The sequence below is a fragment of the Endozoicomonas sp. ALE010 genome (assembly GCF_049310165.1).
Lineage (GTDB): Bacteria > Pseudomonadota > Gammaproteobacteria > Pseudomonadales > Endozoicomonadaceae > Endozoicomonas.
Genome location: NZ_JBLYNV010000020.1, coordinates 47996 through 66507, shown reverse-complemented (window position 1 = coordinate 66507; position 18512 = coordinate 47996). Strand labels below are relative to the sequence as shown.

The window sequence follows — 18512 nt, the reverse complement described above, 5'->3', positions numbered from 1 at the left end:
AAACGTTGAATATCCCGTCACTCCCGGAAGATGAAAAAAAGATAATTCAAGGTCGAAAAGCCGTTACCTTAGTAGCACTTCAAAAGCAACATCAACTGAACTTTTCTTTTCCAGACGAAACTGTTTCAGTTCTTCTAACGTGTAGCCGAAATCACTACAGCCAACGGGCAGTCTGTCCGTTTGTTGACCATGATCAATAAAGGCAGCAATATGTCTAAAAGAAGAGCGTTCAAGTATTTTCGGATCACCTTCAGCAACGTATTTCCTGAGCACTATCAACTGTGCTGGGGGCATTGCTTCCTTGGTTCTCATTCCTTTTGCAAGAAATTTCTGAAATGATTTCGATGATAGGGGAACCAGAACTCTTGCGGAAAAGGCATCAATTCGGGCTGATATAGCATCAGCCGAACCCAATCCAATACTTTTTTTACTTAACTTTCTATCTGCAGTTAACTGAACTATCGTGCAGTCAGCGCCCTCGGAATCCACCTTGCCCACTACTTTTACAATATCGTTCTTTATCAGAAAATCCAGGCATCCTTTGTTTCCTTCAAGGTCCTTGATCAGCACCAATTTTTTTATATGTTGATCTTCATTAAAATCAGGATCGGTATAGCTGCGTACCAGCTGAGAATAACTGGAAAATCGTATTGAGCACTGCATAAACCTTTCGCCATTTTCCAGCTTTAATCTAAGGCCGCAAGAACCATCACGATGGGTAAATTGCTTAGGTAGCACCTTGTAAGTTTTACCATCAGTAGCGCACACATAGTCGTAGGTAGTCGGCCTGGCAGGAATACTGGCCGATCTGTCAGTGATGTTAACCGGGTTTGGTGTGCTGCCTGCTCCTGGCGGATCATCAGGAATACTCATGCGGCTGAGTGAGGCTTGCAGATCCGCTACTCTGCTGTCATCACTTGACCCGGGATTGAGAGGAGTTGTCTGTGGATGTACCGGAAGCTGATCGGAAGAACTCGTTATTGGATTCATGTTAAAGCACCCATCACTAAGTTGCTGCGTGGAGCAAGTTAGTCGGGTTTCATTAAAATAAGTTCCCTCTACACGTTATGTTCGACCTTAATTCAATAAATTGATTTGGTAGTGTACTGGTCATCGTTTCGATGAGTTTGATGTGTACAATCTCCGCTCAGGGCGAACGGAGTCAGGGTGCCATTGATAGAGAGAATCCATCAAATGCATTGAAACCGTGTACCATCTCCGTTCATCCTGAGCGGAGTCGAAGGGTGTTTGGCACGATCTATCATAGGCCGGAGTTTGCGCCCTTCGACAGGCTCAGGACGAACGGAGTGCGGAGGCACGACACCCCATCAGACTCATTGAAACCGTGTACTAGCCTCCCATCTGAGAAAGGTTATCCGTGCCGCCGGTCCAGCCCTGCTCAAGGAAATGACTGTCGTCTTTAAGCTGCAGGGAATCACGAATTCGAGCCACCAGCACTTCCTGCTGATCATCGCTGTGCAGAAGGTCTCTCAGATCAATGCCGGACTCAGCAAACAGACAAAGCTGGAGCTGCCCCAGACTGGTCACCCTCAGTCGATTACAGTCGTTACAGAAGTCCTTGCTGTAAGGCATAATCAAGCCAACCGTACCTTCATAATCACTGTGGCAATACTCCTGGGCAGGCCCGGCGTCGGCCAGACGCATTTTTCTTACCCAGCCGCGCGCCAGGAGCAGTTCCTGAATCTGTTTTCCGGGGAAGTGGTGCTTCTGGAAAAAATCCTGATTGTTCCCGGTTTGCATCAACTCGATAAAACGAAAAGAGACGGGATAATCCCGGATCCAGCCAAGAAAGGCATCAAGTTCATCATCATTAATGCCTTTCATCGCCACCGCATTCACCTTGATAGATGGCAGACCATGGTCAAATGCGTGTCGAATACCGGCCAGAATTTCCCGCAGCCGGTTGTGGCCGGTAATCAGCTCAAAGGCCCGGGGGTCAAGACTGTCGACACTGACATTGATGGCATCAATACCCGCATCCAGCCAGTCCATAACCCGCTGATCCATTTTGTAGCCGTTGGTGGTCATGGCCAGCTTTTTTATGCCGGGGACCTGCTTGATGGTTCTGACAATGTCGGAAAAGTCCTGACGTAAGGTAGGCTCCCCCCCGGTCAGACGAATTTTTTCCACACCGACCGCAGCAAAAGCCGTTACCAGACGACGTATTTCGTCAATGGTCAGTGCTTCACTGTGATGATGGTCAAGGCAGCCGTCAGGCAAACAGTAATTGCAACGAAAATTGCACAGGTCTGTGACTGACAGTCGCAAGTAAGGGAATTTCCGTCCCTGACGGTCCTGCAGCTCTGGTAAATTAGAATGCATAGAACACCTTTCCAATCGCGGGAGGCTGCAAAGTTTCTTTTACAGCCCTGGCAGCCAGTGATACGCACTCTGGCTGCGGCTTCCAGTCCATAGGATCATACCCATTAGGTACCGAAGCTCGGCGCTCGCTTGTTAATTCAGTTTAATCACTACGTTAAACAACCTCATTTGACTGTTAAAAAAAAATTCCCGGGAGATCGTTTTATCAACAGCCCAGTGAATCCTACCTGCTTATTTCTCGAAAAACCATGCTATCAGGTACTATTGTTTTATTGGATTACCCGGTAAACCTACCGCCCATGGGCCCCTTTTGATTGATGAAATATCCGGACGAGCAGGTTGCAAAAAACGAAAGATGTCTTCTATGATGATACCCCCAAAGATCAGTGCCTCCATCCCGGTTATTGGTATCGCCGCCTTTAGCGGTACCGGTAAAACCACGCTTATCGAGAAACTACTGCTACTGTTAGCAGGCCAGGGACTTCGAACCGGTGTGGTCAAAGCCACGCATCACAGGATAGAACCCGACCCACCGGGAAAAGACAGTTACCGTTTACGCCATGCCGGTGCCAGTCAACTGGTGTTGAGCATGCCTGGTCGATCCCTTTGCTATACCGAGTACCCGAATGGATATGAACGACAGCTGCAGGAGCAACTGCAACTTCTCAATCAGGATCAGCTGGATTTAATCCTGGTGGAAGGTTTTCGTGAGGCTCCCATCGCTAAAATCGAGCTTCATCGCAGTGATTATGACAAGCCCTTCCTGTTTACTGAGGACCCCCATATCATAGCCATCGCCTGGGATGGCAATCCCGGCATCAACCTTCCTGGTCATCTGGAAGAACTGGATATCAACAGCCCAGAACATATTGCCAGCTTTATTGAAAAATATTGTCATGAAAAATAGCTTGCATCACCACCTGGCATAACAGAGAGTTAATTTTTTCCACCCGCTTTGGTCAATGAACGAGGGCAATCATGAGCGACTGCTGTGCCACTGATGGATTAATAAGGCTGGAAGCAGCACTGGCAACACTGATCAGCAGTGTAAAGCCAGTATCCGTAACCGAGACCGTTGCCCTGGAAGACAGCCTTGGCAGGGTACTCGCAGAGCCTATCGTATCGCCTATCAATGTGCCTTCCCATGACAACTCGGCCATGGATGGTTATGCCCTGGCGCTAAAGGATTTGCACAACCGTGATACTTTACCCCTGGCAGGCCAGTCCCTGGCCGGTCACCCTTTTTCCGGGGAGATTCCCGCCGGACATTGTATCCGGATTATGACCGGGGCCAGCCTTCCAGCAGGTGCCGATGTGGTGGTCATGCAGGAGCAGACTGAAACCACAGAACAAGGTATTCGATTTCTGCGGAAACCGAACCAGCCCGGTAACAATATCCGAACAGCGGGGGAAGATATTCCGGAAGGCACCCGGGTATTTACACCGGGCCGGAGAGTTCGCCCTCAGGATATCGGGCTGCTGGCCTCGCTGGGTATTGCCAATGTCACGGTCTACCGGAAAGTCAAAGTTGCGGTATTTTCCACAGGTGATGAATTAAAGCTGCCCGGTGAGCCACTGAAACAGGGTAATATTTACGACAGTAATCGTTTTGTTATCAAGGCCATGCTGAAAAAAATGGCCGTCGACATCATCGACCTTGGCAGAATTCCTGATGATAAAGCGGCGTTAAGAGAAGCCTTTCTGCAAGCCGATCAGGAAGCTGACGCAGTAATCAGCTCCGGTGGCGTCTCTGTCGGCGATGCGGATTACACCAAAGACATTCTTGATGAGCTGGGAGAAACCGGCTTCTGGAAACTGGCCATCAAACCGGGCAAGCCGTTTGCCTTTGGACAGCTCCCGAACAGTGTCTTCTTTGGCCTGCCCGGTAACCCGGTATCGGCTACCGTCACCTTCCAGCAGCTGGCCGCGCCAGCATTACGCCATATGATGCACCAGCAACCGGAACCAAAAGTGGAGCTTACACTGGCGACGGAAACCCCGCTCAGAAAGCGCCCGGGACGCCGGGATTTCCAGAGGGCAAAGCTGGTTTACCGGGAATCCGGTGAACTGCAGGTTATGTCAACCGGTCATCAGGGGTCTGGAGTTCTCAGTACCATGAGTCATTCTGACTGCTATATCGTACTGGCGGAAGAAGACGGTGATAAACCAGCGGGTGAGCTGGTGAATGTGCAGCTGTTTGATGACCTGCTGAAATAAACCAGTACATGGTTTCAACGAGTTTGACGTGTACAGTCTCCGTTCACCCTGAGCGTCCTTCGGCTCCGCTCAGGATGCACGGACGAAGGGTGCTTGGCACGATCTATCAGAGTCCGGAGTTTCCGCCCTTCGACAGGCTCAGGACGAACGGAGTGCGGGGGCACGACAACCCGTCAAACTCATTGAAACCATGTCCTAGCTGCACTAGCCACTATAAGAATAGCCTGCTCGTTTATTCGCGAGGCTATTCCCATTTCCCTTCTAATTTAAACTAACGTTTATCCTTCACTTGATGACCACCGATGTGGAACTTAATCTCGAATATCGGGTCAATTTTATATGCTTCCGTAAAAGAACTGGTGGAAACGTGGATAACGCCCATTTCAAGGCCCCTCTCTCCAGAGAGTACTACAGACAGGCCGCCAAGGGCTGTATTCATCAACATAACAGCAGTGGCCATCTTCAGCAGCACACCGGAGAGGTTAACACAAGTCCCGGCAGGGGGGCTGACAATATCGGGAGCCATGTACCAGCCAACCGGATGTCCGGATACCTTGGGTTTAGCTTACAGCCAAGCCACGCTTCTGACTGTTACGTCAGGCAAACGCCGCCGGGCCAGAGATTACCTGCCCCCGTCGTAAATACTTCACGCACATTGACCACCCATCCCGCCCATCCAAAACTACCTCCTCCGCCTGCCAGCAAAACGGATCTGCCAGCACCGCCACCAACCGAAACTCTCCATAATCACCCGGAGGCGGAGGTTCGACAGAGTGCATTTACCGTCAGGTCAATTTATCAGCGGGTCATACCTTACAGTGACCGGTATATCCCTGACCAGCGCCTCAGAGCAGAGATTCACAGTGATTTTCTGGCCCTGGAGGACTGGATTCTTAACCCATGGGTCGACGATCAGTTATTGTTTGATGTCAGCCGGACCGGTCAACAATGGAAGCATGATGAAACTCTGGTCAATTGGGCAATGAAAGAAACACTCTGGGCTGAACTTGATGATGGTCCAGTGCATCCGGTCGTCACCGCGAAAATAAACCTTAAATCCAGGGAAGTCGGCAGGCTCAGGGAAACCAGCGATCTGCCGGATGCCGCGTTTGCACAGCTTGAAAAGTGTCGTGAATTACAGCAACTCCAACAGCGTAAAGCCGAGAATTCAGGGCGGTTCGGGAAGGATCTGGAGCTGACACCGCTGGTGGGTAAAGAACTCAGGAAACTGACAGAATCCGAAAGACTGGATAAGCTGTTGCCCCACGCTATTTTGCAGGGGTATACCAGAACTGCACAATGGTGCCTGGAAAACGGGGCAAATATCAAAACAGCGATGACAACGTTGCGCCAGCTGAAATCCCGGTCAGATCCCAATCAGCCCGGCAACATAACAGAACACCTGACCACCACAGCAACCGCCCCATCAATCAACAGGAGATCCCAGGGCATCGGCTCGTTCAGCAACGATATCAATACAACATTGCTGGAGGTTATTGCTGAGACTCATATCGATATGGCCATTCAGGCAGACTGGCTGCTGGCCAATGGGGCAAGCCTGACACCCGAAGCCTCCGCTGCGCTGCTCAACCAGGCTCTGAATACCTCCCTTTACTGCGGGTATCTTGCCAACGCCCGATGGCTGATTGATCAGGGAGCCAATCTGCAAGCCCAGCATCAATTTGAGCAGGCCATGAGCCATTATAATACCCGGGTAGCCCAATGGCTGATGGATAATCACCAGGCCAAACAGAACCCCGGTAAAGCCACCTCGGCATTGCTCAGTTATTTTGATGGCTATCTTTCCCGGGAAGAAGTGGTGGAGCCCATCTACACCCACCAGCCAATAGACTGGTTATTAGAGGTGGGAGGCGCATCCCTTGAGGAATTGCGACCATTTGCGCCACGTATCCTGGAGAGAGCATTGGAGTTCAGTGATCCCTATATCGCAGGATGGCTGTTAAAACACCAGCTCACCACCTTCAAGTCCCAACCGGAAAAACCGCAAGAACTGTTGGATAAAGAGATCGTCAGAGCCAGGGAAAAACCGAAAGAAGACAGAAAATATATGATCGACTTTTTGCAAAAACAGGTCGATCAAGAGAGCGCTTCAGACTGTTAAGTAGTTGGCCAAATGGAATCGTATATTTCTGGCTAAGTGGGCAGTTACTATGCAAGGCACAATGAAGGGAGCATAGCCGTAGCTATGTGACCGGAGTTGTAACGCAGCAGAGTGACTGACCACTTAGTCAGAAAATAGGATTTCATTTGGTTAACTACTTAGCCCCCGAAAAAGAAAATCTGCTGATTGTTTGTGAAGAAGTTGTCATAAAACTGTAATAAAGACTCGATACTTTTAGCATCAACTTTATATGCACCGGGGTGCACTCTCTATGTCTGAAATGACATCTGCTTCTTCACAGGGCGCTGATTTCGAAACCATGACCACGCGACATTACGGTCGTATCTGGCTGCGCGTTGTTCTATGGATTTACGCTCTGCTGGTAGCTGTTAGTGTCATCGGCTCCGGCTTTAAAATGGCGGTGGGTGGTAGTGAAGCCGCAGCACAGCTGTTCAGCTTTGCCAACAATGCCGTTATGGGTCTGCTGGCGGGCACACTGGCGACAGCGCTCGTACAATCTTCCAGTACAGTCACCTCTGTTATTGTCGGCCTGGTCGCTGGCGGCCTGCCGGTTCACCTGGCCATCCCGATGATTATGGGTGCCAACATCGGCACAACCATCACCAACACCATCGTAAGTCTTGGTCATATTCGCTGCCATAAAGAGTTCAAGCAGGCGTTTGCCGCCTCTACCGTTCATGACTTCTTTAACTGGCTGGCGGTTCTCATTCTTCTGCCTCTGGAGCTGTTCACAGGCGTTTTGAGCAAGCTTTCTGTATCGGTAGCCAGCATGCTGGTTGGCGGTCAGAATATGTCAATGAAAGGCCTGAATTTTATTGACCCGTTAACCTCTCCGGCTGAAGACATTGTCAAAGGTTTTGTATCGGTACTGCCGGACAGCACACTGGCAGGTATCGCCATGATTGGTATCGGTATTGTCCTGATCTTTTTCTCGGTGGTTCGTCTGGGCAAGCTGCTCAAAAAGGTCATGGTGGGTAAAGCCAAAGATGCCCTGCACAAGTCCATTGGCCGGGGTCCGATCAGCGGCATTCTGTCCGGTATGACCATGACCGTGATGGTTCAGTCGTCCTCAACCACCACCAGCCTGATGGTTCCAATGGTGGCCAATGGTCTGTTTACTGTACGACAGATGTACCCTTTCACCCTGGGTGCCAATATCGGTACAACCATTACCGCCCTGCTGGCTGCCACGGCAATTACCGGTCCTGCGGCCCTGCCGGCACTAACCATCGCCATGGTGCATTTCTTCTTTAACCTCTGTGCGGTTGTGGTTATTTACGGCATCAAGTGGCTGAGAGAGATCCCGCTGTATATGGCTGACAAACTGTCTGATCTGGCAGCCAGAAACAGAATGTATGCGTTTGCCTATCTGTTCATCGCCTTCTTCATTCTGCCAGGTGTCCTTATTTTCCTGACAGCGTGATCGGCAAGATTCCTCCTGCAAAAAAACCTGCTGTGCCTTGGCTGCACAGCAGGTTTTTTTTTTGCAGGCTTAACCCCATGAAACAGAACGTAGTGTACGGGTATTAACGCTTTTATGCACCAGCCCGGATATTTCATAAACTGCCCCGAATATCGCGAAGGACTTTGTCGCTCTAAGGGATTTTGTGAAGGAGCGCCGTACCGGGGAGTACGGTCGACTGAGCAAAACTCCCTTAGAGTGGCAAAGGACAAGCGAGATCGGGAGCACGTTTATGAAATATCCGGGCTAGACTACGGGTCGCCTTTTTGGACAAGAACTATTTGACGATGGCCGTCCAGGAAGACGGATAACAGGACAGCCTCCCGGGGAAACTCCTGTCAAGTTTCAACAAAATAGCAACAGATGGGGATGAAAATGAATATCAACCTGTTTGCCAATGGCACCACTTTTGGCGTGCCCTACAGTGTCCCTCCTGAGAGGTTTACGGAGGGTCAAGGGTGTAGGGAGAAACTGCATGACAGAAGTCGTCTTATTAAATCGATTCCGGTGCCAGACAAAACAGCCTACTTTGCCAATCCGTTTATGCCCATGCCTTGTGGCGAAACAAGGAATTCAATTGGAGATTTTGATTTTGAGCGTATGCTCAAAATGGTCGACACAGAAATGATCCACCTCAATCCGGATCTCCGATTTATGCCCGCTGAGATTTTTAGCCGCTGTGAAGCAATCCCCCTGAAAATACTGGCGGACAGGAAGGTTGCTGTCGTGGTTAGTGACAATAAATACCAAACGCTCGGAGAGGTTGGTGAGCAGAACAGGCGTCAATCGTTTTATTATTATTCCAATACGCCCAGGCATCCTGAATTATGTGATGAACGTATAGCTGAATTGGCAAAACCTGGATTTTTCCTTATGCCCTGGGAGGGGGAAAGAATGAGTACATTTAAATTATTGAGGAAAGAAAGCCAGCCTGTTTTCAATATCAATTTTAGCGGCACTTTCGGTGAATCACTTCATTGCTTCGACCTGTTAATCTCAGACGAGCAGCTCCCTGAATACAAACATTTAGTCGGCCATGATTTATTGCAGTACCCCATCATCGAAACTGGTCAGATTTCCCAGGCAGCTTATGTCTCTTCCGTTTATTCACCGACGAACAAAAATCACCTGTTTCTCATCAGGCCTGCTGATACCAAACTACCCATGCTGCAAGGGACTGAGCTTATCGAAACGAAGTATCAGGCAATGATTGATCGGGCCGTTAACGCTGGCCAACCAACAAGTATTAAAAATGAGGGGGTGGTCAAATCGTTACGGGAAGCGGAGTTTTTTATGGCTCCTTACCAAGAGTCTATAAGGTTTTGTCAATCGGCCATCGAGACGTTGAATGCCTACCCGCAAGAGCACCCCAATCTCTCTGTTGCCATTAATAAAGCAATCTGTCGATTGGCATTCTCCGAACAATACATGACTGATTGTGCGGGCCTGGTCAGGCAAGCCATTGTGTATGATGAACTGATGCAGCTTGAAAATACCAGTACGATGGAAGAACTGAAAATTAAACAGGAAGAAATCAGTAAGCAGTTTATCCATAAGGAGGTGGAATGGCATAAGAAAGCGGTGCAGGAAGAAATCCTTTCGGGAAAAGACTCGTATTTCCCAATGATCAACATGCATTCGCTCATCATGACGTCACTCGGTGACCTGTTAATGGAAATGGGTTATCGCAACTCACCGGGCGAAAACGCATTGAGAGACAAAATCGTTGCTCGGAAAGCAGAGGCAGAAACTCTTTGTGCCCAGACAGATGAGCTGCTTTCTGATCGGAAGACCCTTCATTCATTAAAGCTAAAGAGTATTTGGGTTTCCATTGAGAGCGCAGATGCAGAGGATGACGTTGAAAATCCCTGACCCTACAGACTCTGGATAAAGGAGCGGATTGCGTTTTTGGACAAGAACTATTTAACGATAGCCAGTGTCCAAGGCGACGGAAAACAGAACAGCCTCCCGGGAAAACTCCTGTCAAGTCTCAACATAAATAGCAGAGATGGGGATGAAAATGAATATCAACCTGTTTGCCAATGGCACCACTTTTGGCGTGCCCTATACCTGTAGCAGACCTCATCACAATTTTACGGAGGGTGAAGGGCATAGGAAGATACGGTTTGACCGAAGTCGTCTTATTAAATCGATTCCGGTGCCAGTCAAAACAGCCTACTTTGCCTATTTATCTGGATATTATGATTTTGTGAGTAGGCCCAATGTGGTAGTCACAGAAATGATCCGCCTCAATCCGGATCTCCGATTTATGCCCGCTGAGATTTTTAGCCGCTGTGAAGCAATCCCCCTGGAAATACTGGCGAACAGGAAGGTTGCTGTCGTGGTTAGTGACAATAAATACCAAACGCTCGGAGAGGTTGGTGAGCAGAACAGGCGTCAATCATTTTATCATTCCAATACGCCCAGGCATCCTGAATTATCTGATGAACGTATAGCTGAATTAGCAAAACTTGGATTTTTCCTTGTGCCCGGGGATTATGTGAATGGAGAATTTAGTAGAGAAAGACATCCCGTTTTCAATATCAATGGTATTGACGATTTCAGTGTAAGTTCTCATTGCTTCGACCTGTTAATCTCAGACGAGCAGCTCCCTGAATACAAATATCCTGAATACAAACATTTAGTCGGCGATTTATTGCAGTACCCCATCATCGAAACTGGCCAGGTTTCCCAGGCAGCTTATGTCTCTTCCGTTTATTCACCGACGAACGATAATCACCTGTTTCTCATCAGGCCTGCTGATACCAAACTACCCATGCTGCAAGGGAGTGAGCTTATCGAAACGAAGTATCAGGCAATGATTGATCGGGCCGTTAACGCTGGCCAACCAACAAGTATTAAAAATGAGGGGGTGGTCAAATCGTTACGGGAAGCGGAGTTTTTTATGGCTCCTTACCAAAAGTCTATAAGGTTTTGTCAATCGGCCATCGAGACGTTGAATGCCTACCCGCAAGAGCACCCCAATCTCTCTGTTGCCATTAATAAAGCAATCTGTCGATTGGCATTCTCCGAACAATACATGACTGATTGTGCGGGCCTGGTCAGGCAAGCCATTGTGTATGATGAACTGATGCAGCTTGAAAATACCAGTACCATGGAAGAACTGAAAATTAAACAGGAAGAAATCAGTCAGCAGTTTATCCATAAGGAGGTGGAATGGCATAAGACAGCGGTGCAGGAAGAAATCCTTTCGGGAAAAGACTCGTATTTCCCAATGATCAACATGCATTCGCTCATCATGACGTCACTCGGTGACCTGTTAATGGAAATGGGTTATCGCAACTCACCGGGCGAAAACGCATTGAGAGACAAAATCGTTGATCGGAAAGCAGAGGCAGAAACTCTTTGTGCCCAGACAGATGAGCTGCTTTCTGATCGGAAGACCCTTCATTCATTAAAGCTTAAGAGTATTTGGGTTTCCATTGAGAGCACAGATGCAGAGGATGACGTTAAAAATCCCTGACCCTACAGATTCTGGATAAAGGAGCGGATTGCGTTTTTGGACAAGAACTATTTAACGATAGCCAGTGTCCAAGACGACGGAAAACAGAACAGCCTCCCGGGAAAACTCCTGTCAAGTCTCAACATAAATAGCAACAGATGGGGATGAAAATGAATATCAACCTGCTTCCCAATGGCACCACTTTTGGCGTGACCTATAGCATACCTCATGACAATTTTACGGAGGGTGAAGGGCATAGGGAGAAACTGCATGACCGAAGTCATCTTATTAAATTGATGCGGGTGCCAGTCAAAACAGCCTACTTTGCCATTCCGTTTATACCCAGGCCTTATGGCAAGGCAAGGTATTTATTTGGAGATTTTGATTTTGAGTACATGCTCAAAAAAAAGGTAGACATAGAAATGATCCGCCTCAATCCGGATCTCCGATTTATGCCCGCTGAGATTTTTAGCCGCTGTGCAACAATCCCCCTGAAAATACTGGCGAACAGGAAGGTTGCTGTCTTGGTTAGTGACCATAAATACCAAACGCTCGGAGAGGTTGGTGAGCAGAGCAGGCGTCAATCGTTTTATCATTCCAATACGCCCAGGCATCCTGAATTATCTGATGAACGTATAGCTGAATTAGCAAAACTTGGATTTTTCCTTGTGCCCGGGGATGATTTGAGTGGAGCATTTAGTAGAGAAAGCCATCCCGTTTTCAATATCAATGATATTGATGGTTTCAGTGAAAAATATCATTGTTTCGACCAGTTAATCTCAGGCGAGCAGCTTCCTGAATACAAACATTTAGTCGGCCATGATTTATTGCAGCACCCTATCATCGAAACTGGCCAGGTTGCCCAGGCTGCTTATGTCTCTTCCGTTTATTCACCGACGAACGATAATCACCTGCTTCTCATCAGGCCTGCTGATACCAAACTACCGATGCTGCAAGGGACTGAGCTTATCGAAACGAAGTATAAGGCAATAATTACCCGGATAACGATTGATCTGGCTAATAACGTTGGTCAACCAACACCTCTTAAAAATGAGGAGGTGTTGATCAAATTGTTACGGGAAGCGAAGTTTTTTATGGTTCCTTACCAGGAGTCTATACTCTTTTGTCAATCGGCCATCGAGACGTTGAATGCCTACCCGCAAGAGCACCCCGATCTCTCTGTTGCCATTAATAGAGCAATCAGTCGATTGGCATTCTCCGAACAATACATGACTGATTGTGCGGGCCTGGTCAGGCAAGCCATTGTGTATGATGAACTGATGCAGCTTGAAAATACCAGTACGATGGAAGAACTGAAAATCAAACAGGAAGAAATCAGTAAGCAGTTTATCCATAAGGAGATGGAATGGCATAAGAAAGCGGCGCAGGAAAAAATCCTTTCGGGAAAAGACTCTTTTTTCCAAATGATCAACATGCATTTGCTCATCATGACATCACTCAGTGACCTGTTAATGGAAATGGGTTATCGCAACTCACCAGGCGAAAACGCATTGCGAGACAAAATCGTTGCTCAGAAAGCAGAGGCAAAAACTATTTGTACCCAGACAGATGAGCTGCTTTCTGATCGGAAGGCCATTCATTCATTAAAGCTAAAGAGTATTTCGGTTTCCCTTTGAGAGCACAGATGCTGAGGATGACGTTGAAAATCCCTGACCCTACAGATTCTGGATAAAGGAGCGAGCCAGGAGGCTGACCGAGAATTGCGTTTTTGGACAAGAACTATTTAACGATAACCAGTGTCTAAGAAGACGGAAAACAGGACAGCCTCCCGGGAAAACTCCTGTCAAGTCTCAACATACAATAGCAACAGATGGAAATGAAAATGAATGTCAGCCTGTTTGCCAATTGCACCACTTTTGGCAAGCCCTTTAGCATACCTGATGACAATTTTACGGAGGGTCAAGCGCACAGGGAGAAACCGCATGACCGAGATCATGTTATTAAATTGTTTCAGGTGCCAGTCAAAGCAGCCTACTTTGCCATTCCGTTTATACCCAGTTATTCTTATTATTATGGTGACGAGTATTTATTTAGAGGTTTTGATTATAAGCGCGTGCTCAAAACGATAGACACGGAAATAGTTCGCCTCAATCCGAATATTCGATTTATGCCCGCTGAGTTTTTTAACCGCTGTGAAACAATCTCCCTGAAAACACTGGCGAAAAGCAGGGTTGCTGTCTTGGTTAGTGACAATAAATACCAAACGCTTGGAGAGGTTGGTGAGCAGAACAGGCGTCAATCGTTTTATCATTTCAATACGTCTAGGCATCCTCAATTATCTGATGAACGTATAGCTGAATTAGCAAAATCTGGATTTTTCCTTATGCCCGGGGATGATATGAATGGATCATTGAGCAAGAAAAGCCAGCCCCTTTACAATATCAATGATTTTAACAATTTAACTGTATCATATTATGGCTTCGACCTGTCAATCTCAGACGAGCAGCTCCTTGAATACAAAGATTATGTCGGCCATGATTTATTGCAGCACCCTATCATCGAAACTGGCCAGGTTCCCCAGGCAGCTTATGTCTCTTCCGTTTATGCACCTTCACCGACGAACGATGATGACCTGCTTCTCATCAGACCTGCTGATACCGAACTACCCATCCTGCAAGGGACTGAGCTTATCGAAACGAAGTATGAGGCAATAATTTCTCAGATAAGGAAGGATCAGAGAGATAACGATGACTCCCCAGAAAGCATTGAAAATGAGGAGATGTTGAACAAATCGTTACGGGAAGCGAAGTTTTTTTTGGCTCCTTACCAGAAGTCTATATGGTTTTGTCAATCGGTCATCAAGACGTTGAATGCCTGCTCGCAAAAGTACCCCAATCTCTCTGTTGCCATTAATAAAGCAATCAGTCGCTTGGCATTCTCTGAACAATACATGACTGATTGTGCGGGCCTGGTCAGGCAATCCATTGCGTATGATGAACTGATGCAGCTTGAAAATACCAGTACTATGGAAGAACTGAAAATTAAACAGGAAGAAATCAGTAAGCAGTTTATCCATAAGGAGATGGAATGGCATAAGAAAGCGGTGCAGGAAGAAATCCTTTCGGGAAAAGACTCTTATTTCCCAATGATCAACATGCATTCGCTCATCGTGACGTCACTCGGTGACCTGTTAATGGAAATGGGTTATCGCAACTCTGAGGGTGAAAACGCATTGCGAGACAAAATCGTTGCTCAGAAAGCAGAGGCAGAAACTCTTTGCACCCAGACAGATGAGCTGCTTTGTGATCGGAAGACCATTCATTCATTAAAGCTAAAGAGTATTTCGGTTTCCATTGAGAGCACAGATGCAGAGGATGACGTGGAAAATCCCTGACCGGGATAAAAAAACCAATTTTCGAGTCTAAGGGTATTCAATATGATTTCATTTGATTAACTACTTAATGACGACGAACACAATACCCAACCTCTCGATTGGTGCAGAAAACCTCAAGCGCCTGTGCTGGCTCCGTGGAACCCTGATTGCGGTTGAGGGTATGGCCTTTTTCCTGGCCAGCCGCCATTTTGACATCCAGATCACCGGCCTTGTTCTGGCCGGTTTCATCGCCTTGCTGATGATTATTGGTACTATCATTCGGTTACATGCGATCAAAAGCCATGTCTGCGATCAGGAGTTCTTTGTTCAACTGCTGCTGGACCTTCTCTCCCAGAGTACGCTGTTATTCTTTAGTGGTGGTTATACCAACCCACTGGTATCGACCTATTTGATCACTGTCTGTATCGGCGCTGCACTGCTGCCGGGCAAATACAGCTGGGGCGTGACATTCACTGCAACGCTGCTCTATACCCTGCTGATGAAATGGTACGTTCCATCCGGCCCTGGTTCGATGCTTCACTTGCCAGAACAGCAGCTGATGATCGACATTCATTTGCTTGGCATGTGGCTAACGTTTGTGCTGAGTGCCTTTCTGATCAATTACTTTGTCGAACTGATGGCCTCAGCCCTGAGAAAACAGCAAAGGGATATAGCCATCAGCAGAGAACGTCAACTGAGAGATGAAAGCATTCTTGCCATTGCCCTTCAGGCAGCGGGTGCAGCCCATGAACTGGGAACGCCACTCACCACAATGGCCATTGTGCTCAGGGATCTGCAGGAGGAATACCAGGGCAGCGCACTGGCTGAGCGCTTGATATTTCTCCGGGATCAGATCGATGAATGCAAGAAAAGGCTGCAACAGTTGGTATCGGAAAGCCAATATAAAGGTATTGAGAGTATCGATAGCCAGGATTTTCTGACTAAAGTCATCCAAAAATGGCAGCTGATCAGACCTGAATCCGAGCTTTGTTACAACGCCGCTCAATGGCCTGTTTCAGTATCTATTCCCTGTGATCTGACACTGTATCAGGCAATCACGTCATTACTTGATAATGCAGAAGATGCCAGCCCGGGCCAGGTGTCACTGCACGTGATGCAGAACCGCCAAAACCTGACCCTGCAGATTCTGGATAAAGGTGCGGGCTTCCCGCAATGCAGACCCAAAAAAAGCTCAGCCCCTATAAAAGAAGGGAACCCAACCACCTTATCAAGGACGCCTTATAGCTTAAAAGAAGATGGCCTCGGGATTGGTTTGCTACTCAGCCAGGCCAGTATTGAACGGCTGGGAGGTCTGATACAGATGCGCCCCCTGACCTGCGGGGGAAGCTTGATTGAAGTCCAACTCCCCATCCTCAGCCAACCAGAACAGGAACCGTAAAGCGACGATGAACCCCGGAAAAGCTCTGGAGTTATCGACTATCTTGATTGCCGATGATGACCAGATCCTGTTACACACCCTTGCCACCTCTCTCAGAAAAAGGGGGTTCAACCCCATTACGGCAGACACCATTAGTAAGGCGACCACCCTGCAACAACAACACCGCCCGGCCAGTGCGGTTGTTGATCTGAAAATCGGCAGTGAGAGTGGCCTCCGGCTTATTTCACTGTTACGCAACGTCAATCCAGATATTGAGATCATCGTACTAACCGGGTATGCCAGCATTGCCACCGCAGTCAGCGCCATCAAACTTGGGGCTAAAGACTATCTCTGCAAGCCGGTCGATACCTTGCAGATACTCTCGGCACTCAATATCAGCCAGCGGCCTCATGAACCCGGCCCTGTCATCCCGGAAACAAGAATGCCGGTTTACCAGCTGGAATGGGAGTATCTGCAAAAAGTCCTTCTGGAGCACAATGGCAATATCTCTGCCGCCGCCCGAAGCCTGGGCATGCACCGCAGGACACTGCAGCGAAAACTCAACAAACGATCAGGCTCTCGCTGAAATTATCCACGCATTATTGCCTCTTCTCTGTCGTAGCCATTATGCTTGTGGGTTTTACAGGCAGCGGCCAGTCTTTTCCAGTGAATTGCTTATTGTTTCGTAGCGCTTTCTTGCGAGGCTCTTTTTTCAGAAAGAATCGTCAGATACTCTCACTGATGGGCCTGCTCAGTATTACCTCCCTCTTTGGCAGCACCCTGGTCACCACACTGTCGATCACCTGGCAGGACATGCTTTCCACGCTATCCATCAGCCAGTGGGCCTGGCTCTTTTCAGCCAGCGCCCTGACCATGGCGCTGGCCCTGACACCGTCTACGCTGATTGCCCTGATCAGTGGCTATTTTCTGGGGTGGACAGCACTTTTCTATATCCTGATTTCCTACCCGGCAGCGTCTGTCCTCGGTTATCTGGTCGGGAAATCACTGGATCATGGGAAGCTGATGCGAACACTCCCGCCGAACTCCCGAATACATCTGATGCTTGAGGAGCTGAAACATCATCAGTGGCCGCTGGTCGTTCTGACCCGGATTTCCCCGGTGCTGCCCTTTTCATTAATGAACCTGGTGTTACCCGCGATTGGTATCCGCCTTCCTGCATTCCTGATCGCTGGCTTTATTGGCATGTTACCCAGAACGCTGTTTGCCCTTTGGGCAGGCATGCAGGCAAGAGACCTGATCTCTTTACTGAACAACCCGACGCAAGGTAATCTGTCCGTTATCGTCGTGGTGATAGCATCGATTCTTTCCATTGGCGGACTGCTTTATCTTGCCCAGAAAGCATCAGCCACCATCATCATAAGACAGGCGGCAAACAAACGCGGGGAGACCAGAACCTATGACTGAAAAGCATGTTGCGCTGTTTGTTGATGTGCAGAACATCTATTACACCACCCGACAGTTCTATAACAGTCACTTTGATTACAACGCATTCTGGGCACTCGTCAGTAAAGACAGAAAGATCACCAAGGCCATCGCCTACGCGATTGATCGCGGAGATCCAAAACAGCGGCAATTCCAGGACATTCTTCGAGCCATTGGCTTTGAAGTAAAGCTGAAACCCTATATTCAAAGAAGCGATGGCACCTCAAAGGGGGACTGGGATGTCGGGATAACACTGGATGTTATGAGCTGGGCACCCGAGGTCGATACCATTGCCCTCGCTTCCGGTGATGGTGACTTTGACCTGCTATTGCAAAAGGTGCAGCAGGATTTTGGTCGGCAAACTGAGGTCTACAGTGTTGAGGCGCTGACAGCATCTTCCCTGATTCAATCGTCCAGTCACTTTATTCCAATTACCCATGACCTGTTACTGCCAATCAAGAGTGCGAAAAACAGTCAACAAAAAGTAACAAACACTATATAAATCAAAGCATTAATTTCTTATCCAAGCGGCTCTTCCAACCCCTGATTTGTGGTTAAAATTCCTCCGATAATTTGTTTTTCACAAACTTGATAAAATCTTTGACATCCCTTCGGACAGCTATTAGAGTTCCTATTGGCCATTATTGAGAAGAACGAAAAATCGTTTTACTTTTTGAGTACTTCCTGATCGTCACACCACTTCTTAGTTTAAGTTATGCTGCTTTGATT

At 48.0% G+C, this 18512-nt stretch carries 14 protein-coding genes and 1 riboswitch; of the genes, 12 read left to right on the top strand and 2 right to left on the bottom strand.

The features are described from left to right. Positions 1-63: 63 nt before the first annotated feature. Together ACO6UY_RS10740 and moaA are read right to left on the bottom strand one after the other, a co-directional pair. Positions 64-990, bottom strand: a complete 927-nt coding sequence (locus ACO6UY_RS10740) for a hypothetical protein (protein ID WP_422460326.1) — start codon at positions 988-990, stop codon at positions 64-66. A 360-nt stretch (positions 991-1350) separates the two neighbouring features. Continuing rightward, positions 1351-2343 (bottom strand): GTP 3',8-cyclase MoaA, encoded by a 993-nt coding sequence (gene moaA, locus ACO6UY_RS10735; RefSeq protein ID WP_422489879.1) that lies wholly within the window; start codon positions 2341-2343, stop codon positions 1351-1353. Beyond that, positions 2332-2479: riboswitch (molybdenum cofactor riboswitch) on the bottom strand. (Overlaps the previous gene by 12 nt.) Positions 2480-2707: 228 nt before the next feature. On the opposite strand from moaA, the gene mobB reads away from it, so the two are divergent. The 12 genes from mobB (at position 2708) to ACO6UY_RS10675 (ending at position 18285) form a co-directional block, all read left to right on the top strand. Continuing rightward, positions 2708-3250, top strand: a complete 543-nt coding sequence (gene mobB, locus ACO6UY_RS10730; RefSeq protein WP_422489877.1) for a molybdopterin-guanine dinucleotide biosynthesis protein B — start codon at positions 2708-2710, stop codon at positions 3248-3250. Positions 3251-3321: 71 nt separating this feature from the next. Then, entirely contained in the window at positions 3322-4560 is a 1239-nt protein-coding gene (gene moeA / locus ACO6UY_RS10725; RefSeq protein ID WP_422489875.1) for a molybdopterin molybdotransferase MoeA, read from the top strand. Positions 4561-4927: 367 nt separating this feature from the next. Then, positions 4928-6682, top strand: coding sequence for a hypothetical protein (locus tag ACO6UY_RS10720; protein WP_422460334.1), 1755 nt, complete (start codon positions 4928-4930; stop codon positions 6680-6682). A 271-nt stretch (positions 6683-6953) separates the two neighbouring features. Beyond that, entirely contained in the window at positions 6954-8126 is a 1173-nt protein-coding gene (locus ACO6UY_RS10715; protein WP_422489873.1) for a Na/Pi symporter, read from the top strand. 414 nt (positions 8127-8540) lie between these two features. Next, positions 8541-10037: a hypothetical protein gene (locus ACO6UY_RS10710; RefSeq protein WP_422489872.1), complete on the top strand. Its 1497-nt coding sequence runs from the start codon at positions 8541-8543 to the stop codon at positions 10035-10037. 148 nt (positions 10038-10185) lie between these two features. After that, entirely contained in the window at positions 10186-11649 is a 1464-nt protein-coding gene (locus ACO6UY_RS10705) for a hypothetical protein (RefSeq protein ID WP_422489870.1), read from the top strand. A gap of 149 nt (positions 11650-11798) precedes the next feature. After that, entirely contained in the window at positions 11799-13265 is a 1467-nt protein-coding gene (locus ACO6UY_RS10700) for a hypothetical protein (protein ID WP_422489869.1), read from the top strand. A 206-nt stretch (positions 13266-13471) separates the two neighbouring features. Beyond that, entirely contained in the window at positions 13472-14983 is a 1512-nt protein-coding gene (locus ACO6UY_RS10695; protein ID WP_422450055.1) for a hypothetical protein, read from the top strand. 67 nt (positions 14984-15050) lie between these two features. Then, entirely contained in the window at positions 15051-16361 is a 1311-nt protein-coding gene (locus ACO6UY_RS10690; protein ID WP_422450054.1) for an ATP-binding protein, read from the top strand. Continuing rightward, on the top strand, positions 16315-16926 hold the full coding sequence (locus ACO6UY_RS10685) for a response regulator transcription factor (RefSeq protein WP_269675553.1): 612 nt from the start codon (positions 16315-16317) through the stop codon (positions 16924-16926). The genes ACO6UY_RS10690 and ACO6UY_RS10685 overlap by 47 nt, the downstream gene beginning before the upstream one ends. 155 nt (positions 16927-17081) lie before the next feature. Beyond that, positions 17082-17765 carry a TVP38/TMEM64 family protein gene (locus ACO6UY_RS10680; protein WP_422450053.1) on the top strand — a complete coding sequence of 228 codons (684 nt, stop codon included), beginning with the start codon at positions 17082-17084 and terminating at the stop codon, positions 17763-17765. Then, the gene (locus tag ACO6UY_RS10675; protein WP_422450052.1) at positions 17758-18285 is read left to right on the top strand and encodes an NYN domain-containing protein; all 528 of its coding nucleotides are present in this window, start codon (positions 17758-17760) and stop codon (positions 18283-18285) included. Before ACO6UY_RS10680 ends, ACO6UY_RS10675 begins: the two co-directional genes overlap by 8 nt. The last annotated feature ends 227 nt before the right edge of the window (positions 18286-18512 follow it).

Excerpts from the sequence above, each read along its gene's own strand:
- moeA (WP_422489875.1), top strand. The coding sequence starts at position 3,322 with ATGAGCGACTGCTGTGCCACTGATGGATTAATAAGGCTGGAAGCAGCA.
- ACO6UY_RS10695 (WP_422450055.1), top strand. The coding sequence starts at position 13,472 with ATGAATGTCAGCCTGTTTGCCAATTGCACCACTTTTGGCAAGCCCTTT.
- ACO6UY_RS10700 (WP_422489869.1), top strand. The coding sequence starts at position 11,799 with ATGAATATCAACCTGCTTCCCAATGGCACCACTTTTGGCGTGACCTAT.
- ACO6UY_RS10715 (WP_422489873.1), top strand. The coding sequence starts at position 6,954 with ATGTCTGAAATGACATCTGCTTCTTCACAGGGCGCTGATTTCGAAACC.
- ACO6UY_RS10680 (WP_422450053.1), top strand. The coding sequence starts at position 17,082 with ATGGGCCTGCTCAGTATTACCTCCCTCTTTGGCAGCACCCTGGTCACC.
- moaA (WP_422489879.1), bottom strand. The coding sequence starts at position 2,343 with ATGCATTCTAATTTACCAGAGCTGCAGGACCGTCAGGGACGGAAATTC.
- ACO6UY_RS10690 (WP_422450054.1), top strand. The coding sequence starts at position 15,051 with ATGACGACGAACACAATACCCAACCTCTCGATTGGTGCAGAAAACCTC.
- ACO6UY_RS10710 (WP_422489872.1), top strand. The coding sequence starts at position 8,541 with ATGAATATCAACCTGTTTGCCAATGGCACCACTTTTGGCGTGCCCTAC.
- ACO6UY_RS10675 (WP_422450052.1), top strand. The coding sequence starts at position 17,758 with ATGACTGAAAAGCATGTTGCGCTGTTTGTTGATGTGCAGAACATCTAT.
- ACO6UY_RS10740 (WP_422460326.1), bottom strand. The coding sequence starts at position 990 with ATGAATCCAATAACGAGTTCTTCCGATCAGCTTCCGGTACATCCACAG.
- mobB (WP_422489877.1), top strand. The coding sequence starts at position 2,708 with ATGATGATACCCCCAAAGATCAGTGCCTCCATCCCGGTTATTGGTATC.
- ACO6UY_RS10705 (WP_422489870.1), top strand. The coding sequence starts at position 10,186 with ATGAATATCAACCTGTTTGCCAATGGCACCACTTTTGGCGTGCCCTAT.